This window comes from Acinetobacter gyllenbergii CIP 110306 = MTCC 11365 (assembly GCF_000413855.1).
GTDB classification, from domain to species: Bacteria; Pseudomonadota; Gammaproteobacteria; order Pseudomonadales; family Moraxellaceae; genus Acinetobacter; species Acinetobacter gyllenbergii.
Genome location: NZ_ATGG01000023.1, coordinates 1 through 24,168 on the forward strand (window position 1 = coordinate 1; position 24,168 = coordinate 24,168).

General features: G+C 42.0%; 22 protein-coding genes. 16 read left to right on the forward strand and 6 right to left on the reverse strand.

What is annotated here, in order from left to right:
- The first annotated feature begins 281 nt into the window (after positions 1-281).
- The 3 genes from F957_RS06605 to F957_RS06595 are packed head-to-tail and all read left to right on the forward strand — an operon-like array spanning position 282 to position 2,471.
- Positions 282-755, forward strand: coding sequence for a YfiR family protein (locus F957_RS06605; RefSeq protein WP_016541483.1), 474 nt, complete (start codon positions 282-284; stop codon positions 753-755).
- A 4-nt stretch (positions 756-759) separates the two neighbouring features.
- A complete protein-coding gene (locus F957_RS06600; RefSeq protein ID WP_016541484.1) occupies positions 760-1,983 on the forward strand; it encodes a diguanylate cyclase domain-containing protein in 1,224 nt (407 codons plus the stop codon).
- 8 nt (positions 1,984-1,991) lie between these two features.
- Positions 1,992-2,471, forward strand: a complete 480-nt coding sequence (locus tag F957_RS06595) for an OmpA family protein (protein ID WP_016541485.1) — start codon at positions 1,992-1,994, stop codon at positions 2,469-2,471.
- 49 nt (positions 2,472-2,520) lie between these two features.
- Here the strand turns inward: F957_RS06595 and F957_RS06590 are convergent, their stop codons facing one another.
- Positions 2,521-3,531, reverse strand: coding sequence for a metallophosphoesterase (locus F957_RS06590; RefSeq protein ID WP_016541486.1), 1,011 nt, complete (start codon positions 3,529-3,531; stop codon positions 2,521-2,523).
- Between the two features lie 169 nt (positions 3,532-3,700).
- Between F957_RS06590 and F957_RS06585 the strand changes: the two genes are divergently transcribed.
- Positions 3,701-5,263 carry a phospholipase D family protein gene (locus F957_RS06585; protein ID WP_016541487.1) on the forward strand — a complete coding sequence of 521 codons (1,563 nt, stop codon included), beginning with the start codon at positions 3,701-3,703 and terminating at the stop codon, positions 5,261-5,263.
- On the opposite strand, the gene F957_RS06580 is transcribed toward F957_RS06585, so the two are convergent.
- A complete protein-coding gene (locus F957_RS06580; RefSeq protein WP_016541488.1) occupies positions 5,256-6,086 on the reverse strand; it encodes a lysophospholipid acyltransferase family protein in 831 nt (276 codons plus the stop codon). The two genes, F957_RS06585 and F957_RS06580, sit on opposite strands and share 8 nt — an antisense overlap.
- A gap of 190 nt (positions 6,087-6,276) precedes the next feature.
- Here F957_RS06580 and F957_RS21665 point away from each other — a divergent pair, with 190 nt between their 5' ends.
- The 5 genes from F957_RS21665 (at position 6,277) to F957_RS06560 (ending at position 9,452) form a co-directional block, all read left to right on the forward strand.
- A complete protein-coding gene (locus tag F957_RS21665) occupies positions 6,277-6,417 on the forward strand; it encodes a hypothetical protein (protein WP_016660471.1) in 141 nt (46 codons plus the stop codon).
- A gap of 74 nt (positions 6,418-6,491) precedes the next feature.
- A complete protein-coding gene (gene hflX, locus F957_RS06575) occupies positions 6,492-7,835 on the forward strand; it encodes a ribosome rescue GTPase HflX (protein WP_016541489.1) in 1,344 nt (447 codons plus the stop codon).
- 34 nt (positions 7,836-7,869) lie between these two features.
- Positions 7,870-8,241 carry a hypothetical protein gene (locus F957_RS06570; protein WP_171068310.1) on the forward strand — a complete coding sequence of 124 codons (372 nt, stop codon included), beginning with the start codon at positions 7,870-7,872 and terminating at the stop codon, positions 8,239-8,241.
- An 11-nt stretch (positions 8,242-8,252) separates the two neighbouring features.
- Positions 8,253-8,921: an LrgB family protein gene (locus tag F957_RS06565; protein WP_016541491.1), complete on the forward strand. Its 669-nt coding sequence runs from the start codon at positions 8,253-8,255 to the stop codon at positions 8,919-8,921.
- Between the two features lie 87 nt (positions 8,922-9,008).
- Complete coding sequence (locus F957_RS06560) at positions 9,009-9,452, forward strand: DUF2147 domain-containing protein (RefSeq protein WP_016541492.1); 444 nt, start codon at positions 9,009-9,011, stop codon at positions 9,450-9,452.
- Positions 9,453-9,586: 134 nt separating this feature from the next.
- Here F957_RS06560 and F957_RS06555 read toward each other — a convergent pair whose 3' ends face one another.
- Both F957_RS06555 and F957_RS06550 read right to left on the reverse strand, forming a co-directional pair.
- On the reverse strand, positions 9,587-10,282 hold the full coding sequence (locus F957_RS06555; RefSeq protein WP_016541493.1) for a DsbA family protein: 696 nt from the start codon (positions 10,280-10,282) through the stop codon (positions 9,587-9,589).
- Positions 10,273-11,097 (reverse strand): MBL fold metallo-hydrolase, encoded by an 825-nt coding sequence (locus F957_RS06550; protein ID WP_016541494.1) that lies wholly within the window; start codon positions 11,095-11,097, stop codon positions 10,273-10,275. Before F957_RS06550 ends, F957_RS06555 begins: the two co-directional genes overlap by 10 nt.
- Before the next feature lie 134 nt (positions 11,098-11,231).
- Here F957_RS06550 and F957_RS06545 point away from each other — a divergent pair, with 134 nt between their 5' ends.
- Positions 11,232-12,134 (forward strand): LysR family transcriptional regulator, encoded by a 903-nt coding sequence (locus F957_RS06545; RefSeq protein ID WP_016541495.1) that lies wholly within the window; start codon positions 11,232-11,234, stop codon positions 12,132-12,134.
- A 262-nt stretch (positions 12,135-12,396) separates the two neighbouring features.
- Positions 12,397-12,846 carry a DUF2147 domain-containing protein gene (locus F957_RS06540; protein WP_016541496.1) on the forward strand — a complete coding sequence of 150 codons (450 nt, stop codon included), beginning with the start codon at positions 12,397-12,399 and terminating at the stop codon, positions 12,844-12,846.
- A gap of 71 nt (positions 12,847-12,917) precedes the next feature.
- Here F957_RS06540 and F957_RS06535 read toward each other — a convergent pair whose 3' ends face one another.
- On the reverse strand, positions 12,918-15,101 hold the full coding sequence (locus F957_RS06535) for a carboxy terminal-processing peptidase (RefSeq protein WP_016660472.1): 2,184 nt from the start codon (positions 15,099-15,101) through the stop codon (positions 12,918-12,920).
- 249 nt (positions 15,102-15,350) lie between these two features.
- On the opposite strand from F957_RS06535, the gene nagZ reads away from it, so the two are divergent.
- Positions 15,351-16,373: a beta-N-acetylhexosaminidase gene (gene nagZ / locus F957_RS06530; RefSeq protein WP_016541498.1), complete on the forward strand. Its 1,023-nt coding sequence runs from the start codon at positions 15,351-15,353 to the stop codon at positions 16,371-16,373.
- 291 nt (positions 16,374-16,664) lie between these two features.
- Positions 16,665-17,507, forward strand: coding sequence for a class I SAM-dependent methyltransferase (locus F957_RS06525; RefSeq protein ID WP_016541499.1), 843 nt, complete (start codon positions 16,665-16,667; stop codon positions 17,505-17,507).
- Positions 17,508-17,558: 51 nt separating this feature from the next.
- Here F957_RS06525 and F957_RS06520 read toward each other — a convergent pair whose 3' ends face one another.
- A complete protein-coding gene (locus F957_RS06520; protein ID WP_016541500.1) occupies positions 17,559-18,872 on the reverse strand; it encodes an alpha/beta fold hydrolase in 1,314 nt (437 codons plus the stop codon).
- A gap of 354 nt (positions 18,873-19,226) precedes the next feature.
- Between F957_RS06520 and F957_RS06515 the strand changes: the two genes are divergently transcribed.
- The 3 genes from F957_RS06515 to pta all read left to right on the forward strand — a co-directional run bounded on the left by F957_RS06515 (position 19,227) and on the right by pta (position 24,129).
- A complete protein-coding gene (locus tag F957_RS06515) occupies positions 19,227-20,492 on the forward strand; it encodes a glutamate-5-semialdehyde dehydrogenase (protein ID WP_016541501.1) in 1,266 nt (421 codons plus the stop codon).
- A gap of 296 nt (positions 20,493-20,788) precedes the next feature.
- The gene (locus F957_RS06510; protein ID WP_016541503.1) at positions 20,789-21,964 is read left to right on the forward strand and encodes an acetate/propionate family kinase; all 1,176 of its coding nucleotides are present in this window, start codon (positions 20,789-20,791) and stop codon (positions 21,962-21,964) included.
- Positions 21,965-21,993: 29 nt separating this feature from the next.
- Positions 21,994-24,129 (forward strand): phosphate acetyltransferase, encoded by a 2,136-nt coding sequence (gene pta, locus F957_RS06505; RefSeq protein WP_016541504.1) that lies wholly within the window; start codon positions 21,994-21,996, stop codon positions 24,127-24,129.
- The last annotated feature ends 39 nt before the right edge of the window (positions 24,130-24,168 follow it).

A 24,168-nucleotide genomic window follows, 5' to 3' on the forward strand; every position in this document is an offset into this window, starting at 1 on the left:
TAGCCAAATCCTTGTTTCTCAACAAGTTTTTATCTGCATCACCGCCGATGGATGTGCATTCTACAGTATTTCAGTTCAGGTGCAACCCCCTTTTTCAAATTTATTTAAATTATTAAATCAAGTGACTATTTTTTGAACCGAACAGTTACTTTTAATGCTTTTTCTTTATGTTTAAGAACTTTTTTTAAACAATTAAGTCCAGTAGAATATGTCTCTTGCTTCACATTTTTTGGCACTTTTGATTGAAAATACGGTTTGCTGGTAAAAAGGCTCGATATTTATTGCTTGCTGCATCATTTGCTGCGAGCCCGCTTTGCTATGCCATATCTACACATAATTTTTATGAGTTGGCTTTATCCATATTAAGTTATAGCAAATGGTCCAATACAAATCGCCCAACGATTTGTGTCATAGATAATCCAGATGCCGCAAATCAGTTTCAAAGCAACATTCGTCAACTTGCTTATGAATATCAGGTTCAGGCGGTCAGCGCTAAAGATTTCTCCAAAACTGAATGTCATGTTGCCTATTTCACAACAACTTCACCGCAACAACAGCAGAATTTGATTCAAGCTTACCCATCTCGATCGCTGCTTTCATTAAGCACCAATAATCCAGCCTGCGAAGTGGGGAGTATTTTTTGCCTATATAATAAAAAGACCTTTTCAACCTTTAAGGTGAATTTGGATGCATTAACTTATTCCAAGGTTCATATTGATCCTCGTGTTTTACTTTTAGCGAAGAATGCGGGGTAAAACAGTGATTTCAAATTTATATCAATCAACCTCCTTACATGCGTTATTCCGTAAATCACAGTTTGCGATCTTTGCCATTACCTTTGTCATCTGTTCTTTTACCTTTGCCACAATTTCCATGTTCACCATGGAAACCTATGCAAAACAGAATTTACAATTATTAAGCCAAACGGTTCTGGAACGTGTTCAACCAGCCGTGGTGTTTAGAGATAAAGGGGCAATTGATCAGATTCTTGATGATTACACCAGTGAACATGCGATCCGTAGTATTCATGTTTATGACCCACAGCAACAGTTATTGGCTGAAAGTACCAAAAAAGTTGCACATACATCAGTAATGCAAGATTTAATGGATCGTTGGTTTTTACATGATCCGGTTAAGCTCATGGTGGTCCATCATAAGAAAAAAGTAGGCGAACTGGTACTGTATGGCAGCTCCGAAAATATTTTGCATTTTTTAAAGACCATTATTATTGGTCTGGCAATTTCAATGTTTTTCATTGTGATTGCATTGTTGTGGTCGGTGAATATTACTTATCGTCAAATTATGCAAGCAATTAAACCATTGACCCATATTGCACAATTGGTGAGTGATCAAAAAGCTTATAATTTACGTTTTCCAAACAACCATATTCACGAGTTTCAAAATTTAAATACGGTATTCAATGAATTGCTAGAAGAAATCCAAATTTGGCATACTCATTTGCAAAAAGAAAATCGTCAACTGTCATTCCAAGCTCATCATGATCAACTCACCAGCTTGCCAAATCGTCATTATTTTTATCAAGAACTATTTAATATCTTTGAAAACCCGCAATACCGTCACAACTCCGCCTTATTATTTATCGACAATAACAAGTTTAAAATGATTAATGATGAATATGGGCATTTAGCAGGTGATGCCGTTTTAAAAGAAATGGCGTCTCGTTTAAGACTATCAGTTCGCCATGAAGATTTTATTGCACGTTTAGGTGGTGACGAATTTGCCATTATTTTACATTCAATTCATCACGCTGATCATTTAACCACAATCGCTGAAGGAGTGCTCGCAAGTTGCGAACAGCCATTGGCGTTTAACGGACAAATGATTCATTTCGGTTTTAGCTTAGGGGTTGCTTTTTCTCAGTTTGCAGAGAATCCAGAGGATTTAATTATGCAAGCCGATCAAGCCATGTATAAAGCTAAAAATTTAAACCCACATTGGTTTCTGTATAAACCAGAAATTTAGGACATGTTATGCGCACTCACACTATTAAAATTTCATTTATTGCGTTGCTCTGCCTAACATTGGCTGGCTGCTTGAGCTTTGGCCCGTTGAAATATCGTCAGGTCAAAATGCTCAAGAAAGAAGGTTTTGTTCTCACAAATGAAGGCTGGACGTTGGGTCTACCTGAGCGCTTGTTATTTGATTTTAATAAGGCAGAAATCAAGCCTGAACATCAACAAGAGATTATTCGTTTAGCAACTCAATTGAATAAGTATGATCTACAGAAATTAAAAATCGTGGGGCATACTGATGATATTGGTAATCCAGAATATAACCAAAAACTTTCTGAAGAACGGGCTCAAAGTGTTTCAAGCATCTTTGTAGCTCAAGGATTCAAGCAAAATAACTTGACTGTCGTGGGTCGTGGTTCACACCAGCCATTTGTTCCAAATACGACTGATGAAAACCGTGCTAGTAATCGCCGCGTCAATGTCATCATCATTCCATAAGTAAATGGATTCAATAAAAAAACCGACGCAATGCAGTCGGTTTTTTTATTTAAATTAGTTCGATGATATCAATCGTTGGAGGTACCCGGAAACGAAACGGTACACCAACCATCCCTGTCCCCACCGTAACAAACACGTCGGCATGTTCATGGGTATAGAAACCCTTCTTATGACCTAAAATAGAAACGCGTTTCATAATATAACTGGTGATCCAAGGCAGTTCAATCTGCCCGCCATGCGTGTGTCCTGAAAGCATTAATGGCCGTGTCGGCAGTTCAGGCACCATATCGACTGTATCTGGATTGTGCGACAAAATCAGCCAAGGTTTGTCTTGAGGTAAATCAGGCATAAAGCGCATATTGGCCTTACCTGCCCATAAATCTCCAATCCCGATCAAACGGAACTCATCAAAATCAACAATTTTTCCCTCAATATCCATCACGTCATTCTGTTCAAGTGCTCGGCTTAACAAAGTTTGAATTGGGGGACCAGGATATTGTTCATCATGATTACCAGGAACCGAATACATAGGCGCTTCAATTTGCTTGAGTACCTCAAGCTCCTGTACCAAGCGGTTCTCAGGTTCATACGTCCAATCACCCGCCACCACCACTAAATCAGGTTGTACTTGATTGAGTTTCTTCACAATGCTTTTTAATTGCCGTTCATGCCCTGAAAATAATCCGACATGCATGTCTGCAACCAAAGCGACTTTAATTGGTCGGGTAAATTCACGTTCTGAATTGAGTCGATACTGATGATGTTGAACATGAATTTTGTGCGGCTCAATAAAACGCGCATAGATCAACACACTGCTCAGTAAAAAAACGAATCCTGCTTGATGTAGGCTGTAATATTCAACCCAACCAGCATAAATGCTAAAGAACCACAGTGGAACTAATAAATAAGACAGATAAAACGCCAATAAATGTACAAAGGCTTTAAACGGATGGATAGTTTCTGTACGTGCTTGATGAACCCAAGCTTGAATCAATGCCCAAAATGCCAGAACGGCAAAAATAAGATAAAAACCCAAAATAATACTATCCGAATTCGACATTACAGCCCTCATTAACTTTAGCTTAGGGACATACATCTCATCTTATATTTATCTTTTTCGATGAAGTGGTATACTCGAGCCCAACTTTTAACCAGTAACGATTATGACGCAATTTTCTCATTTAAATAGCAAACATACAAAGATAAGTACAAGTACTTACAATAAAAGTATGATTGCGATTTATTGCTCAATTGCGCTCACTGTTACGGGCTGTAGCACCTTACCCAAACATAAAATCGAACCTATTATTCAAACAACTGCACAGATTGATACCTCACAAACTTCTCTAGCGCAGGTGATAAAGCCTTTACAGGAACAACATCCGGACCTCACCGGTTATCATGTTTTATATGAACCTTTAGAAGCACTTGCAGCTCGACTGCGTTTAATTGATAAAGCCGAAAAGACCTTAGATTTACAATACTATATTTGGGACAATGACAAAGTTGGGGCTTTGGCCTTGCATGCACTCATCCGTGCAGCAGATCGCGGTGTTCGAGTGCGACTCCTCATTGATGATAATAATGCCAAGCATACCGAAGGCATTTTTTTAGCTTTGGCACAGCACCCGAATATTGAAGTTAAGCTCTTTAATCCCTACCGTTTCCGCAAATATCGCGCAATTGATATGGTGTTGGATTTAAAACGCATCAATCGTCGCATGCACAATAAAAGCTTTATTGCTGACCATCAGGTTGCCTTGATTGGTGGCCGCAATATGACTAACCAATATTATAACGTCAGTGATACTTATCAATTTTCTGATGTGGATGTGATGTTGTTTGGTACGGCTGTGAATGATATTTCCAAATCATTTGATGATTACTGGAATCATGAATATGCCTATGATGTTCGAGAAGTGGTAAAACAAAGTGCTCACCGCTTAAGCTATGAGAGTCTTAAAGAGCAACTTGATGAGCACTATAAAAGGATTACTGTACAAAACTATGTCGATTTAACCAGCCGCTCCCAAGCCGTCGATGCCCTCATGGATCGAGATATTTCACTCGACTGGGTCAAGGCAGAGGTAGTCAAAGACTCTCCAGATAAAATTAAATCCAAAGCAAAAAAAGAAGAACATCTCAACTTCCAGTTAATTAACCATCTCGAACAACCAGAAAAAAACATCGATTTAATTTCGGCTTATTTTGTTCCTGAAAAGAAAGGGACAAAAATTTTAAGTGATTTGGCACAAGATGGTATCGAAGTCAGAGTGTTGACCAATTCATTTAAGGCCAATGACGTAGCCGTGGTCCATGCTTTTTATGGTAAATACCGCCAAGAACTGCTGGAAAATGGCGTACAACTGTATGAGTTTCTACCAGCTTTAGATAAAAGTGATTTAGATAAACACACTGAAGAGCTGGCAAAAAAAGCCAAGGTCAATATCAAGGGTTTAAGCCGCTCCAGTCTACATGCCAAACTGATGGCACTCGATGAAAAACAGGTCTTTATTGGTTCTTTCAATTTTGACCCACGCTCGGCCTATTTGAACACCGAAATTGGCGTATTATTAAACAGTCCACCTTTGGCACAAGCAGTACATGCCACCATGGATCAAAACTTAAAAACCTATGCATATCGTTTGGTTTTAGATGCCAACAAAAAAATTACCTGGCAACGTGAAACCCCACAGGGCCCTCTAATTTATACCAAAGAACCCAAAATGAAATGGTGGCAAAGAGCAGGCATGAAAGTGATTTCATGGCTGCCGATTGAAGGGTTTATGTAGTTTCCACGCTTTCTGGTAGCACGGAGAGTACTTTTTGCTGCAAACGCTCTAGACCAGCTCGCATTTGGCGATCAACCTCCTTGGTCAGCGTTTCTACCGTATGTCCTTCGACTGGAATCGCAGGTAAAGTCAGTAAATGTGCAGTGACTTTAGGCATCTCCAAAACACGTTGTACATGTTCTGCAAAAGACATCTCGCCAATGAATGGTGCAACCAAATCCAACTCACCCTTTTGGTTGACATAGCAAATCACACAAATCTGCACAGGTCGCTGTGCTTCAATTGCTGCACCTAATAAACGTCCGTGTACCTTTTTTACTTTACTGCCATCCGTTGTGGTGGCTTCTGGAAAGAACAGCACAGGAATATCTTGTTTTAAAAACTCAGTAATTTGCTCACGGATTCGAATCGAATCTCCTGAACCTCGTTTAATAAATAAAGTCCCACCACCCTTTGCCAAGTTTCCTAAAATAGGCCACTTTTCCACTTCTGCCTTGGCCAAAAAAAAGATACGTGCGCCTGAGCCTAAAACAGCCACATCCAACCAAGAAATATGATTGCTAACCCATAGGGCTGGTTCACGTGGAATGGTGCCATGCACTTCAACTTCGACATTAAAGACATCACACAAACGGCGACAGAAATACTGTACATAACGCGTATTTACAGGATTATTTGGATCTTTATATAAACCATGACGGTAAATAAGATAGAAGCCCTCACCAAGGGTTTCTAAGCCTGCGGCTAATTTTTTACTATATAAACTGAATTTCGAAAATAAACTTAAAGGTGTGTTATTTACTGCTGTTGCTTGTTGAGTCATAAATTCTTAAAACCGTACGCATAGATGCACATGTGCATTGAATTAACTCTGTTATATCATGTCGATATTGTCTTATAGAAGTTTCCTTCATAACAAAAAACGAATGTGAGCATAAATTTTTTCAATTTTAAAAGATTTATCAGATCAAATATTATAAATAAATCGAATTTACAGATTAAAAGGTGATGTGATGAACTCTCAAAGCACGACATCTGAAACACAAACCACCATTCCTTTTGGCTATGCTTTAAGGATGTTTTTGGGATGGTCGATTCTATACATGGGAAGCTTAGTCGGATTCATTGAGCTTATCCGCCGTAATATCATATAAATCCGCGAAGGCTTTGCCCTTTACTTGAAGTTTATTCTAGAATAAGACTTTAAAAATAAGGATTTCATAAGCACGTGGAAAATTTTGAGCAGCGTCAAAGCGGTGAACGGGCAATTTTAGTCAGTGTATCTGTCCAACTCCTCGATGATCTTGATGCTGAAGAGTTTCGATTGCTCGCTCAATCTGCTGGCGCTGAAATTCTTGAACATCTCATTGTGCAACGCAATAAGCCTGACCCGAAATTTTTTATCGGTTCAGGGAAAGTCGACGAAATTGCTGAACTGGTCCAAAGTCTTGAAGCTGAATTGGTCATTTTCGACCATTCACTCTCGCCTGCCCAAGAGCGTAATCTTGAACGCATTTTGAAATGCCGTGTGATTGACCGTACAGGCTTAATTCTGGATATTTTTGCCTTACGGGCACGCACCCATGAAGGTAAATTGCAGGTTGAATTGGCCCAACTTAAACATTTATCCACCCGTTTAATTCGTGGTTTCACGGGTAATCTCGAACAACAAAAAGGTGGTATTGGCCTACGAGGGCCCGGTGAATCGCAACTCGAAACGGATCGTCGTTTAATCCGCGTCCGGATTACGCAACTCAAGGACAAACTGGTCAAAGTACAGCAAACCCGCTTACAAGGTCGGGCTGCGCGTCAAAAAGCCGCCATTCCGACCATTTCGCTCGTGGGCTATACCAATGCTGGAAAATCCACGCTGTTTAATATTCTCGCCAAAAGTGATGTCTACGCTGCGGATCAACTGTTTGCCACCCTTGACCCAACCTTACGTCGTTTAGACTGGGATGGTATTGGTACTGTTGTGCTGGCAGATACGGTCGGCTTTGTTCGTAATCTACAACATGATTTGGTCGAGTCATTCAAAGCTACACTCGAAGAAACACTAGAAGCAACTTTGCTATTACATGTGATTGATAGCAGTAGCCCGAACATGCCCGAACAAATTGAGGCGGTAGAGTCGGTCCTCAAAGAAATTGGTGCGGATGCTCCGATTTTGCATGTTTACAATAAAATTGATCTCAGTGGTGATGCTGCCAAAATCATTTATAAAACAGCAGACGTCCCTGATCGGGTCTATGTCTCTGCCCATTCAGCTCAAGGACTCGAATTACTCAGTCAAGCTGTACAACAGTGTCTGATGGGTCAATTACAACAGTTTGATTTAGTGTTAAAACCCGCTTACGGTAAATTACGCACGCAACTCTATACCTTGAATGTAATTCAATCTGAACACTATGATGAGCAAGGTGACCTGCATTTGTCGGTGTGTATTGCCCCTCATAAACTGGAACAACTCATCAAACAAGCACATTTACCATTAGACGAAATTCTTGGAAAAAAAGCTTCCCTATTTCAGCGGCCTTTGGAAGAATTTGAGATCGATCATCCATCAGCATAATTGCGATCAGCCGTCGTTCAAATAAACGAGAGTAATAAAGAAAATGAAGAATATTGATTGGACAGCTTGGTTTGGCACGATTTTCTTAATTATTGTCTATCGTGAAGGGGCTGTTGCGATCACCAAGGCTTTGGGTCATCCGGAACTGGGTAATTTGGTTGGACTGATTAGCCTATTAATGACCTTATTGATTTGGAGACGGTTTAAAAAAATCTCCAATCGTTTGATTGATACCAACAACAAAATATTGAAAGAAAGTGGCTTTGCCTTTTTGCCCATTTGCGCAGGCTCATTAATCATGTTGGTGCATATGGGCAAAGAAATTCCCGCATTTTTATTTATTTTAACTTTCAGTACATTATTGCCATTATGGATTTATGCCAAAATGGCGAAGCGTTGGTTATAAGGAGCTGATCTATGTCGATGGTTATTTATGGCTTCATCATTACCTTCATTAGTTATCTTCTTGCCAAGCCACTGAATCAAAAATTTCCGCAGATTCCTTTGATTGTTTTTGGCATGTTTATTGTCATCGCTTTCTTAGCCATTTTTGGTATTCCATATCAACAGTATATGGATAATGTGAACAACGTTTTTAGCCACCTGCTTGGCTATGTTACAGTTGCTTTGGCCATTCCATTGGCGGCCATGCGTTATGACGATTTGCCGCTTAAATCAATGATTGGTATCTTATGTTTCGCCAGCATTAGTGCAGTTGCGTTACCGATGGGCTTGGCCTATTTACTGCACATGTCTGAACCCACCATTATGGCTTTTGCTACTCGTGCTGTGACCACGCCCATTGCATTGAACATCGCAACACTCCTCCATGCTCCTTTAATGATGGTCACCCTGATTGTAATTCTATCAGGGGTGATTGGGGCTGCGTTCTCGCCTTGGATTTTAAAGCATATTCATGACGAACGTGCTTCGGGTCTGGCACTAGGTTTAGCTGCACATGCAATTGGTACAGCTCAAGCATGGCAACGCGGACCTGTCACAGGCCGTTATGCTGCCTTTGGCATGGCCGTAAATGGCGTATTTACAGCCATTTGGCTTCCGACTTTCATTCTCTCTTTATCCTAAGATTTGCCACAAATATCACATAAAGATTGAACTAGTTGTCAGATATCCTCCATAATGTAAGCTTAAACGTTAAAAGGATTTTTAATGATGGGCAAACAATTATTAAGTGCGTTACTTTTATCTGCGGTGAGCAGTTTTACTTTTGCAGAGGATATTACGGGGCTCTGGCAAAGTATTGATGACAAAACGGGGGCGCCTAAAGCATTGGTTGAAATTCGTAAAGAAGCGAATGGCACCTATGCAGGCAAAGTAGTTAAAATTACACCACGTACGGGTTACACACCGAAAGAAACCTGTGTGGATTGTCCTGCGCCTTATACCAACAAACCAATCGTGGGTTTAGATGTGGTGACGGGTTTAAAATATAGTGAAGGCCTAAACTATACCAATGGACGTATTTTAGATCCGAATACAGGCAAAATTTATAGCATGAAGGCCAAACTCAGTGCCAATGGCAAACGTTTGCATTTACGTGGCTATTTAGGTGTTTCTGCTTTAGGTCGTAATCAAATCTGGATTCGTGCTGAGTAAAAACCAATTCCGCTAAAAGCCATATTACGCGCTTTTCTCTGATCCTCTTGATCTCGGTTCCAGTCAAAAAAAAGCTTCTTCATCTTATATTGCGATGAAGAAGCTTTTTATTTAACACGATAAACCAATTCAAATTAATCTGAGCCGTGCTTGATCATTTGCTCTAGATGCGCTTGCCAAGCTTCAGGTCGACCCAACCAAATCGTACTATCTAAACGCTGAATTTGGCGATTAGCGTGACCCAATATAAATGTCGGGAAACCACCGCCACCTATACGGTTAAGTAATGCATGACTCTTGCCAAAATGTTGTTGGATTGCCAGTCCAGTTTGCACTTGCATTGCTGCCTTGAACAAATGAACATCTAAGCCCATTTCTATGGCGATGCCATCCAACACAGAGAAATCGGCAATACGACGACCTTCCAGATAATGTGCTTGTTGCAAACGATGTAACATGTCTAAACCACGCTCGGCAATCGACTCAGCAGCAAGTATCGCAATCGTCGGTGGTTCTGAATCCAGTACTGCAGTCATGTCATTTAACAGAATGTCATGGTAGGCATCACCAAAAGTTTGCCCACTGAGTTGTGCAATACGTAGATCATTAGGTTTAACATATTCACGCCACTCGGGTGTGATCATTTTACGACGACCATTTGCAGCGGTCATCATACCACCACCATGTAACTCAATTTTTAAACCTGCTACTTGACGTGCCGCTTCGACCAAAGGGGCTACGGCATAGCACCAACCACATAAAGGGTCGAAAATATAATGTAATGTCGCAACAGCATCATCTGCTTTGGTTTGGGTATTGATTAAGGCCATTGTAATTCCCCTTTCACCACTTTAGCTCCCAACTCCAAATAAGAACGATCTGCTAAATCTGGATAATGCTTCAACATGGCAGCAATCAGCGCATCAGCCGTCTTAGATGCATTCACTTCTTTTTCATAAAGCTCTAAATACGCTTGCATGAACGCCACAGATTGAATCGTATAAGGTGGCTCACCATCACTATTCAGTTGGTAATGGCCTGGTATAACCAACTCAGGATTTAAAGATTGAATATGTTCTAACGTTTTCAACCAATTTTGACGAGAACTTAATGTTGCTGTGTCTGCCATCCACACATGCTGATTCGCTTGTACAGGAATACCACCAACAATCGCTTTCAATGAATCAATCCATACCAAACTGCGCGCTGGGGTCGCACCATCTAGACCGATAATTTGTAATGTATGACCTTCTAGCTCAAAACGATCACCGTCGAGTACCTCAGGTACTAGAATCGCTTTCGGTACATTGTCCTTAAGTTGTGGTCCCCAGTATGCAAGTTTAATTTCTTTGGTTGCATCAATCGCAGCAACTGTAGGGGCAGAAGCAATAATTTTAGCTTCTGGAAAGGCTTTATGCAGTGTATCTAGACCGAAATAATAGTCTGGATCGCTATGACTAATATAAATCGTCGTTAATTTACGTCCACCCGCTTTAATCTTTTCAACCAAAGCTTCTGCATCATTTCGCTGGAACTGGGCATCAATCAAAACAGCCTCACGCTCACCAGAAATGAGGACTGAAGATACTGGAAAAATTGATGCAGGGCCCGGATTAAAAACATCTATAGAAAGAGAATGAGTCATGATGAATTACTCCTTTTAAAAGTAAAATTGGAATAGAACCAATATATGCTCATTTAATCGTGCTAAAAACCGTTTGAAATGAGCTTATTTGTTGCATAAAATGAACAAATAGAATTCATCTAATGGATCACTCAATGGATCGTGTTACTGCCTGTTTCGTATTTATAGCTATTGTGGAACGTGGCAGTATGACTGCAGCAGCAGAATCATTAGATCTATCACGCGCCATGGTGACCCGTTATCTTTCCGTAATGGAACAATGGGCAGGTGCGCGTCTGCTCCATCGGACAACCAGACGTTTAAGTCTTACCCCTGCTGGCGAAGCAACTCTGCTACGCTGCCGTCAATTATTAGACATTGCCAATGAAATCCCTTCAGCAGTAGGTGATTTGAATGAACAGCCAAGCGGTTTATTACGGGTGAGCTGTTCCCAATCTTTGGCACAAGATGTACTCACTCCGGCGATTACAGACTTTTTACTGCGTTATCCCAAGACCTCAGTAGATCTACACATCAATGACCGCATCGTTAATTTGGTTCAAGAGCGCATTGACCTTGCCATTCGTGTAACCAACGAGCTCGATCCCAACCTCATTGCACGTCCACTCGGAAAATGCGCCTCAGTGGTATGCGCTGCCCCCTCTTATTTAGCAAAGCACGGGATTCCACGCACACCTGAGGATTTAGCCCTGCACAATTGCATGCCCTACACACATTTCAACAAAAGCTTATGGCAATTTAATGGGCCTGAAGGCATTACAGAAGTTCTGGTCGGTGGCAATCTGAGTGCCAACGAATCTAACGTCCTCTTAAGTGCCACCTTACAAGGCACTGGTATCGCGATGTTACCTGCTTATGCAGCCCGACCTGGAATTGATGATGGACGTCTTGTCCTACTTTTAGCTGAATGGCAACCACAAACACTTGGGATTTATGGTGTCTACAATACACGCCGACAAATGTCAGCAGCATTACGTGCATTACTCGATCTCTTGGTTGAGCGCTTTGCAGATCCGCGTTATTGGACTTCAACCTAGACGATATCCTGACTAAAATAAACGTGTCATGTAAATTCCACAGACTGGTTCCGCCTGTTATCGCCCACATTCAGAAACGCTTAAAACCACTAAAAGTCGACTCTTTTTCAGAACTGCGGATTTAATTTTTTCTCAATTAAAAACATAAAAAATTGATTGAAACTTCAATGATTAATAATTTACAACTGTAAAATAATGATTGAATCTGTAATTAGAAATCCGAAATAATAGCAAGACATCATGGCAACTAGGGGGCTTGAACATGAACATTTTGCAAAAACTGATTTCTTTTTTCTTTCTTTTTACCTTAAGTCATTTTGCTTTTGCTCAAGATATTAGCGGGATCTGGCAAAGTGTGGACGATGTGACCGGTGCACCTAAAGGACAAGTTGAAATCACACAAGAAGCCGATGGTTCCTATACAGGTAAAATTATCAAGATTACCCCACGTACTGGCTACACCCCCAAAGAACTGTGTACAAGCTGCCCTGCACCTTATACCAACAAACCAATTCTGGGTTTGAATGCCATCACCAAGTTGAAACATAAAAAAGACCTCACCTATACGGGCGGGAAAATTCTGGATCCCAATAGTGGTCGTGTCTATAGCCTGACAGCAAAACTGAGTTCTAATGGACAACGTCTGCACTTACGTGGTTATGTCGGTGTCTCAGTATTGGGCCGCAGTCAAATCTGGATTCGGGTCAACTAAATACAATAAAAACACTCATCAAAAAGCCCTGTATCACACAGGGCTTTTTGATGACGAGAACACTGTAGTAATTAACGAGACTGTAACTTCGAGTAATCTAACAAGACATTTGCTGCTTCATTGATGAAGGTTTCTTCTTCAGGCAATGGCGGACGTAAATGTGCTTTCATTTTGGCACGCGACTCCACCAAGGCATCAATCGAAGCTTGATAACTTTCCCAGTTGGCATAAGGTGCTAAACCTGTTGCACTACGGCGTTGATTTTCAGCATTCAAGGTTTGTTTCTCAAGATCAATCAATTCGGCACGACGTTGATTAATGTCGAGTACCACTTTTTTCTGATCTGAAGTTTTCTTGGCAATCGCTTTACGAGCTTCTAAATATTTAAATTGAGAATCTGCAGCAACACGTTGCTCAGACGACTGTGACAGTTTTGCCACATAAGGTTGAACAGAGCCTTCACGCTTAAATGGTGCGGTTGGAATGGTATCCCACTTCAAGGCATTTTTCGCTTTACGCTCACCAAACTCTTCGTTGTAGATATCCACCAACTTGATATCTGGAATTACACCTTTGTTTTGGGTACTTCCACCCGTAATACGGTAGAACTTACGTTGAGTTAACGTTGCCTGACCATAAGCCAAAGAGTCTAACTGAACCTGTGCTGTTCCCTTACCTGTAGTGGTACTGCCAATGATAATCCCGCGCTCATAATCCTGAATGGCAGCAGAGTAAATCTCACTTGCAGATGCCGATGCCAAGTTCACTAAAACAGCCATCGGGCCTGCATAGATTTGCTCACCACCATCAGTATCTTCAAATACATTTACGTTACCGTTGCCGTCACGGATTTGCACCACAGGACCAGACTTGATCACCTGACCAAGCATACGTGCCACTTCTTCCAAAGAACCGCCTGGGTCATTACGTAAATCGACCAGAATCCCTTCAACTTTTTGTGCTTTCAGTGACTCTAGAGCCTTCGCAGTATCTTCAGAGACTGAGCGATATTCAGTCCCTGCACGGCGTGAACGATAGTCGAAATAGAACGATGGGATTTCAATCACACCGAAGAGATGTTTTTTACCATCACGGGTGATTTCAACGGTACGTGAACGCACTCCCGCATCTTCTTCTTGAATAATGTCACGAGTTAAGGTCACATTCCGTGCTTGACTCATCGATGCGCCGGCACCCAGTAAACGTACCACCACTTTGGTTCCGCGCTTACCACGAATCAATCCTACGATTTCTGAACTCGGCCAGCCAATCACATCCACCATTTTCTCGCCATCTTGGGCCACGCCAATGATGCGATCACCAGATTTTACCTGACCTGATTTACTGGCTGGCCCACCTTCAACGATGGTTTCGATCTTGGTGTAATCCTCATTACCACGTTCTGGACGAATCGAAACCCCGATCCCTTCCAGTTGCAAGGTGGTTTGACGATTCAACTCCATCGCATCAATCGGTGGATAGTAGTTACTATGCGGATCATAAGTCGCCAACATCGCATTTAAAGTCTTATCCAGCACGTCATCGCTTTTCACACGACCAATACGCTCTAATTGACGGGTATAACGTTTTGTTAAGGTTTGAACAGGTGTTAAATCCTCAGGCCCTGTTAAATCTTGACCATTCGCCAGCGATGGATCTGCTTTCAGCGCCTTTTGTTTGGCCTGCTCTTCTTCTTTACTAATGGTTAAATTGATGAGCTGTGAAACCAACATTTTTTGCCAATGTTGTTGTTGCTCAGTCGTCGTTTTAAAGTACGGCGCTTTTTCACGATCCGTATCGAGATAGACATCTTTTTGATTCAGGTTCTGCGGCTTTTTCAACTCAGCCAACATAAACTCATAGAATTGTTTCAAACGATCACGATATTGTGCATGAATCAGAAACGGTCCCGTTAAGTTACCTGCTTTTAACGAACTGCCAAAAGTTGACCCATATTTTTTTTGATAATCTTCCACTTCACCGCTCAGAAATAATGAATGATCTGGATCCAAACTATCCAAATACATATTCAAAATACGGTTTGAAGTGGTGGCGTCTAGGCGCATATTTAAATAATGTTGACGATCAACCAATGTGGCTAACTGACGTGCAACCAAGGCCTGTTCTTGTGATGGCTTGATTACCGTTGAAACGACAGGTGCCTCAGTCGCCGCAAATGCCTCATTCATGGTATGAGAGAAAAATAAACCACCAGTCGCGATTGCAACTGCACACGCTATCATTTGAAGTTTCATAAAATTTTGGTACTTCCTTGGATATGGCAATTATCACATGTGGATGTGATGAAGATGAACATATTTCATCCAAGCACTTCACAACATGTAAAACTTATCAGTCATCCTAAATAAATGACCAACAAGCACTTATCATCAATATCATGTAGTTTTATCATATTCTGTACTGACAAAATGTAGCAAATCATTGCACAATTTAGCTATCGTTTTTTTCATCAAATTTTTTATCAAAAATCTAACGGAATCCTTATGATCGGCGCGTTGATGCTGGATATTGCTGGCACAGAACTTACTCAAGAAGATATTGAACTATTACAAGCTCCGCAAGTCGGTGGCATGATTTTATTTGCACGAAATATTGAATCCCCTCAACAAGTCCGTGCCTTAACCGATCATATGCGTCAAATCCGCCCAGAGATTTTGATTGCGGTGGATCAGGAAGGTGGTCGCGTCCAACGCTTAAGACAAGGTTTTACTCTACTTCCTGCCATGGGTCGATTAGGCGAACGCTACCTCAGCAATCCACAACAAGCACTTGAACTGGCTGAGCAGTGCGGCTGGTTAATGGCGATTGAAGTCCTCGCAGTGGGGATTGATTTTAGTTTTGCCCCTGTTTTAGACCTGAATGATGTGAGCGATGTGATTGGCGATCGTGGTTTTGCCAAAAATATGCAAGACATCGTGCCACTAGCGGATGCCTTTATGCGTGGTATGAAAAAAGCAGGCATGGCCACCACAGGCAAGCATTTCCCTGGTCATGGTTCAGTCAAAGCTGACTCACACGTTGCCGCTGCAATTGATAGCCGCTCATACCAGGAAATTTACGACAAGGACATGCAAAGCTTTATCCAGTTGATGCCTCAGCTTGATGCGCTAATGCCAGCCCATGTGATCTATGACCAAGTTGATCTAAATCCAGCAGGCTTCTCACCATTCTGGCTACAAAAAATCTTACGTCAACAGCTTAAATTCGACGGCGTTTTATTCTCAGATGACTTGAGCATGCAGGCTGCCTGTGTCGCAGGTGGTGCCGATGCACGTATCCAAGCTGCTTTAACTGCAGGTTGTGATATGGGCTTGGTCTGTAATGACCGTGCAGCTGCCTGTACAGCCTTAGATGGAATCCAAACGTTGGCGTTACCAAATCAACAACGTTTAGAGCGTATGCGCGGCAAAATTCCAAATATTCAGGTCGGTACAACATTGACCTTAGACGATGAAAACTGGCACAGCGTCAGAAAAGTCATTGAAGAGTTTAAAAATTCGTTCTAACTTTACTTAGATTTCTTCATCGTTTTATTAACATAATGGAATCTTGCCGAGTGCTCATCTGATTGAAGGATTTTGCCTTCGGCTCGACTTACTTTTCAGGGATGAAAAGTAAGCAAAAATCCTTTGTTAGGCTGAGGGTACATCCTTGTAACCCCAGCCCAACGGCGGCATCCATGCCGCCCCACGATAGTAAATAACAAACCTAAAATCGGATTTGGTAGAAAAATCTCAATTTTAAAAAAAGAGATTAATTTTATATATCCCAATTAGGAAAAATAGAGTCTAGGACAGATGACACAACAACTTTCGAAACATCGCCATATTTCATTTACCGCGCACTACACTGGCTATATCTGGTATCAAATGGGGATTTCACATCCAGCACTGGCAACCGCAAAAGGAAAAACGCTGGCAGCCTTAGTTCATCCAATTGAAAGCTGGGCAGAAAAATATGTCGGTGGTAGCATGCGCACCACGCTTAAACAACGTCACAGCATGCTCGACAACCAGTTAAAAGAGTTGATTGAACAACATCCTGATCTACAAGTGCTTGAAATTGCCTGTGGCTTATCACCACGCGGTTGGTGGTTTAGACAACATTATCCAAATATCAGCTACCGTGAATTGGATTTACCTGACATGGCTGCCACCAAACAAGCAGCACTACAACAAATTGAAAACAATAATGATGAAGTTCTGTCTGTCGACTTGTTTACTGATGCCTTTGCCTCTGCCTTTGAAGTATTTGATCCACAACGTCCACTGGTTATTATCAGTGAAGGACTGATCAATTACTTTGAAAAACCGTTATTACAACAACTGATTCAAGCGATTGCCAACTATGGTCAAGGCTTTAAAGCATTGCACTATCTAACTGACATTTACCCAGAACCTACCCAAAATAAATTAGCCACGATTATCTGGAACAGTAGTCGTTTATTAAAATGGATGTCTCGCAGTGCCTTTAGCTTTCATTTTCAAACCCCTGCCGAAATCGAACAGTTTTTCCACGAAGCAGGTTTTAATCAAGTTAACGTCCTACAGCCAAAGCAATTTTTTGAACAGGTAACCTTAGAAAATACGCAGCAACATTTAGGCGACTTGGTCTGGATGATTCAAGCCACCAATAAATAGGCACACAAAAAAAGTGGCAAATTGCCACTTTTTTTAATCTTAGACTACCCGTTATTCAGTTGGCTTCTGGCGTTGAATAAAACGAGTCAAACGCTCTGCAATATCAAAACTACCGTGTTTAAATAAGATGCGCAGTCCTTGCTCAGTTGCATCAAAGATTAAACATTCAATTTTAAACTCACCTTCTTCATCAGCTAAATGCAGGGCTAAATCACGTGGGTGTTGATTGATAAAATCAAGCTGTTCAATATTGTGGAGCTTTAAATACACACCAAAGAAAGTGATATCAACGATCTTCACATCCGCTTCTGTCGCAAGATGGCGATGCGACAGCTTGCTTTCAGGCTGTAATACCGCAATACGCTCTTCACCACGACGTTCAATCTGCTGCATTTGCTCACGGCTCATCGAGATAATGCCATCCAGATTTTCGATGGACTCTCCCTTTAAAAAGGTGGTAAACAAATTCATGGTTTCTTTACGGCGTTGTAGTTGCGGCACATGATCTGCATTGGCAATCAACGCAAACTGCATATCCTGACACTGCAATGCAAAATCTGCATTTTCATGCGGTAAAGTAAAGCTGTCATACTGCCCTGCCGCAACCAATGTTTTACATTGTGGTACAGGAACATCACTTAAACGCAATAAACGGTTGCAGTTGATTTCATAGCGCTCACGTTCTGTTGCACTAAACTCAGCCATCTGTCTGAAGAACAAACGCTTTGCTGTTGGCGACATCCGAGTTTTATCGAGTTTGGCATGATTGACCAAATAAAGAATCACGGCTTGACCGAACTCCTCCATACGGTCTTCACGCATTAAATGCAGTGATTCTTCAAGCAGCATGCGCCAACTCTTACGAGTCTTCTGCATCACCCCCATCAATACCATACGGTCGATCAGCTCAGGGCGTTGGTCTGCAAAGGAAGAAGCGACCACTGAACCCAATGACATGCCCATCACTGAAACTTTATCAATGCCAACAATATCCAACCATTGGCCAAGCATTTTAGATAAATCAGGCAGTTCTAAAATACCAGCAGACTCACCTGTATCAACATTGCGAATTTGTTGATTCGCACCCATTGAAGGTAAATCGATTAAAATAACAGGACCACTCTCAAAGAGTTGCTCAACACAATACTTATAAGAGTTAAAATTTTGAAATGCGCCCCCGACAATTACAATCGGCGTGTTGTGGATCGTTTTCGGATCTGCAATTGCCATATATTCAATTTTCCAACCATCGATCCACGTAGTACGCGCTGGTTGCTTAAAACTGTTTTTATTGTAAATGTCGAAAAAACCAAAGCCTGTGTAGGTATGATTTATATCCGAGTCCATTTGGATAATGGAATTCATGTCCTTCCTCCATCCTTGTTTATTTTTTTGTTGCAAAAATCTCATTTTCAGCGATTTATACTTGCAAGTTAACAAATTTATAAAATTTGTATTACATTTATCCTATACTTTTTCATTCTATACATATGCACGTTTTATACGCAATCATTTCCTTAACCACTTATCTTGTTTAGAACATTAATCTTTTGCAAAATATGTAATCTCAGCTTTAGATTCAATATCTTCGTCATACTAAAATAAAAACTTTTGTGCCAATTAACGCTTCATAATTTTTTGAATTGTCAGTTCAGCCTATTCATTGTTCAGCCGTTGACTGTTACTATCTTTATAAATACATGCAAATCTCAAACTGCTATGCAAGATTCTATTCAAAATTATATGCAACAGGTCGGTGCTCAAGCACGTCAAGCCTCTCGTATATTAACGAGCGCGTCGACGCATTTGAAAAACCATGCCCTCTCTGCAATCTATACGGCTTTGGAAAATAATCAAGCCCAAATTTTAGCAGCCAATCAAATTGATATGGACAATGGTCGTCAACGTCAATTGGACAATGCTTTGCTCGATCGTTTAGAGCTTACCCCCGCACGTTTTAAAGGCATGTTACAAGGCTTAAAAGATGTGATCGCCTTGATTGATCCCATCGGAGAAATTACTGATTTAGCCTATCGCCCTTCAGGCATTCAGCTTGGAAAAATGCGTGTACCTTTGGGTGTAATCGGAATGATCTATGAATCAAGACCGAATGTGACACTTGAAGCAGCCTCATTGGCTTTAAAATCTGGCAATGCCATTATTTTACGTGGTGGCTCAGAAGCACTTGAATCGAATAAGGCGATTGCAACGGCGATTCAACATGGCTTACAAATCTCGGGTCTACCCGAACATGCCGTACAAGTGATCGATACCCCTGACCGTGCCGCAGTCGGTCATCTGATCACCATGACTGAATTTGTCGATGTAATTGTGCCACGCGGTGGTAAAAGTCTAATTGAACGCATCAGTAATGAAGCACGTATTCCTGTGATTAAACACTTAGATGGCAACTGCCATGTTTTTGTTGAAGCACAAGCAGACCTGCAAAAATCCTTACCAATTGCCCTCAATGCCAAAACGCATCGTTATGGCGTATGCAATGCCATGGAAACCTTATTGGTCGATGAAGCGATTGCGGAAGAGTTCTTACCACGTATTGCTGAACTCTATGCTGAAAAGCAAGTTGAGCTGCGTGGTTGTGCTGAAACGCAGCGTATTTTAGGCGTATCTGTAAAAACGGCGACAGAGGAAGATTGGTATACCGAATATCTCGGCCCCATTCTTGCAGTCAAAGTGGTCACAGGGATGGATGAGGCGATTGAGCATATCAATAAATATGGTTCACACCATACCGATGCGATTATTACCGAAAACTTTAGTCTAGCCCGTGAGTTCTTAGCGCGTGTGGATTCAAGCTCAGTCATGATTAATGCTTCAACCCGCTTCGCTGATGGCTTTGAATATGGTTTAGGTGCAGAAATTGGCATTTCAACCGATAAAATTCATGCCCGTGGTCCAGTTGGCCTTGAAGGTTTAACCTCGCAAAAATGGATTGTATTTGGCGACGGTCAAATCCGCCAATAATCAAACCGAGCATGTGAACACAGAAACACGATAAAGGCCATTCATTTGATCTTTATCGTGTTTTTTATATATTTACATACAAAAATAATGATAAAACCAACAGATCAATCAAAAGAATCAAGCATTTCCAATCTATACTGAATAGGTTGAATTATAAACGGGTTGTATAGGCTAAAGTCTATCTTCGCCAAGACGACATCCCATGTTAAAACATTGCGCTTGATTCCACTGCCTCATGCGTTGCAGCAAAATCAAGATGTTCATCATAAAATTTAAAATCTGTTAGGTGTTCAAACGTGGCTATATCTGTATTAGTAATTAACTGTGGTTCATCATCAATCAAATACGCACTCATTTCTGAACGTCGTGAAGATCGTATTTACGGTTTGGCAGAAAACCTGGGCGCAGCAGATGCCCGTATCAAAGGCATTACGCTTGGGGGCGAACCACTGGAACTTTCAATTCCCTATGCAGATCATGCCAAAGCGCTTGAAACTTTATTGGCGCGTTTAGCCAACTATAACCCGCAAGCGATTGGACACCGTGTCGTTCACGGCGGCGACATCACCAAAGCAGAATTGCTTACACCTGAACTGGTTGAGCGTATTGAAGCAGCAACACCTCTTGCACCACTGCACAATCCTGCACATTTGATTGGGATTGAGGCCACCATGCGCCTGTTCCCTCAATTGCCTCAGGTGGCTGTCTTTGATACTGCCTTCCACCAAACCATGCCTGAACGTGCTTATCGCTATGCTCTACCCCAATATCTGTATACCGAACATCAAGTGCGTCGCTATGGTTTCCACGGCACTAGCCATGCCTATGTAACTGAACGTGCCAGCGAATTGGCAGGCCATAAAAATGAAGGCGGCTGGCTCAGCGCACACTTGGGCAATGGTAGCTCGACTTGTGCCGTCTGGAATGGTCATAGCGTCGATACCTCAATGGGGATGACGCCACTTGAAGGCGTGGTGATGGGCACACGTAGCGGCGATGTCGATCCAAGTTTACATTTATTCCTTGCCAGCAACCTCGGTTGGGACATCCAGAAAATTGACAGCATGTTAAATAAAGAGAGTGGCTTACTCGGCTTATCTGGTTTATCCAATGATATGCGTACCTTGGTTGAAGCCTCTGAAAATGGTCATGAAGGTGCAACCCTAGCCATTGAAGTGTTCTGCTATCGCTTAGCCAAATCTTTATCGGCTTTGAGTTGCGGTCTACCACGTTTAGATGGTTTAGTCTTTACAGGTGGTATTGGCGAAAACTCGGCTTATGTCCGTGAAAAAACTTTAGGCTATTTAGCTCACTTTGGCTTGCAGTTTAGCAAAGAGAAAAATAATGCTTTAGCTCGTGGCACAGAAGGTCGTATCGACAATGGTGCAGGTCCACAAATTTGGGTGATTCCAACTGATGAAGAAGGTCGTATTGCCAAAGAAACACGCCAAGTACTTGAACATACGATTTAATCAAAATATTAGACAATTTTAAGGTCACTATGAATACGATTTTACTCATCCCCACAGGTGAAGGTGTCGGCTTAACTTCAGCCTGCTTAGGTATGATCTACGCTTTAGATTGCAAAGGGATCAATGCGGGTTTTTTAAAACCCTATTCTCAAATAGCAGACACCACGGTTGACCGTACCACGACACTCTATCGCCATTTATTTCAGCATAAATCTGCTGAGCCAATCACCTATGAGCGACTAACACAACTGATTGCCTTGGGTGAAACCGATGAATTACTTGAGGAGGCGGTTGCACTACACCGTCAAATTTCAGCTGATCATGATGTGATTATCGTTGAAGGTTTGGTTCCGAATGGACAAGATCATTTTGTCAGCGAAATCAATGCCGCACTGGCACAAGCACTGGATGCACAAGTGGTATTGGTCAGCACCGCTGATTTAGCAGACCCACGCAAAACCGCAGAAAGAGTCGATGCACACTTACGTCAGTTTGGTGGTGCAGCTTCGGCACGCACCACAGGTGTATTGTTTATGCGGACCAAAGGCTTGCCTGAGGGTACGGCTGAAATTCCGGTCACACTTGATCCAAGTCTACGCCTAGACCAGCACATCGATGCTTTTGCCTTAGAGTTACAACGTTATAACCGCTTTATGGGAACTGATGAACTCCCGATTATCGGACTTGTTCCATTCAGCAATACCCTCAGCGTGCCACGTAGTTTAGATATCGCTCCAATCATCAATGGCACATGGTTGCATCAAGGTGAAGCGAAACAACGGCGTATTTTGCATACCAGTTTAATTGCCTCGAATATCGAGTCTGAACTGCATAAATTCGTTGCCGGTGAATTGATTATTAGCGCCTCACAACGTACCGATGCAATCTTGGCAGCCAGTCTTGCCAGCAGCAATGGTACACCACTCGCGGGTTTAGTATTGACTGAGCAAGCTGCACCTGCAAGCAATGTCGTGGAATTTTGCCAAAGTGCAATCAAGCAAGGGCTCCCGATCTTACACACGCCTTTAGATACCTTAGAAACAGCACAACTGCTACATCGCTTTGGTAATGAAATTCCCATTGATGATACTGAGCGTGCCGAGCAAGTCACGCGTTTCGTATCCAGTCATTTAGATAGCAATTGGCTCGATCAACATACCCAAAACAACCTACATCCACGCTTATCACCTTCAGCGTTCCGTTACGAGTTGGTACAAAAATCCATTTCCGCGAAAAAACGTATCGTCCTGCCAGAGGGTGATGAGCCACGTACCGTACAAGCGGCTGTGATTTGTCAAACCCGCGGCATTGCACAGTGTATTTTATTGGCAAAGCCTGAATCGGTTGCCGAAGTGGCGAAAGCACGCGGTATCCAGTTGCCTGAAGATTTGCAGATCATTGATCCTGATAGCATCCGTGATCAATATATCGAACCGATGGTGGAACTGCGTAAAGGTAAACTCGATGCACTACAAGCCAAAGCACAGTTGCAAGATACCGTAGTACTCGGCACCATGATGTTGGCACTCGATCAAGTCGATGGTTTGGTATCTGGGGCAATTCATACCACTGCCAATACCGTGCGTCCAGCATTCCAGCTGATTAAGACCGCTCCGAATTACTCACTGGTCTCATCCATTTTCTTTATGTTGTTGCCTGATGAAGTCTATGTCTATGGTGACTGTGCGATTAACCCAGATCCGAATGCAGAACAGCTTGCTGAGATTGCGATTCAATCGGCAGACTCAGCCAAGGCCTTTGGTCTAGATCCACGCATTGCCATGATCAGCTATTCTACAGGTACTTCGGGTACAGGCGCTGATGTTGAGAAAGTGGCTGAGGCAACTAAAATTGCACAGCAACGCCGCCCTGACCTCTTGATTGATGGTCCATTGCAATACGACGCCGCTTCGGTTGAAAGTGTTGGCCGCCAAAAAGCACCAGACTCGCAAGTGGCAGGACGTGCCAATGTATTTATTTTCCCTGATCTGAATACAGGTAACACCACCTATAAAGCAGTGCAACGTGCTGCCAATGTGGTGAGTGTCGGCCCGATGCTACAAGGTTTAAATAAACCTGTGAATGACTTGTCTCGTGGTGCTTTGGTGGATGATATTGTATTTACCATTGCCCTGACGGCGATTCAGGCGAAGCAACAGGATTAATCCACTATTCGATTGAAATTGAAAAAGCCCTTTAGATTG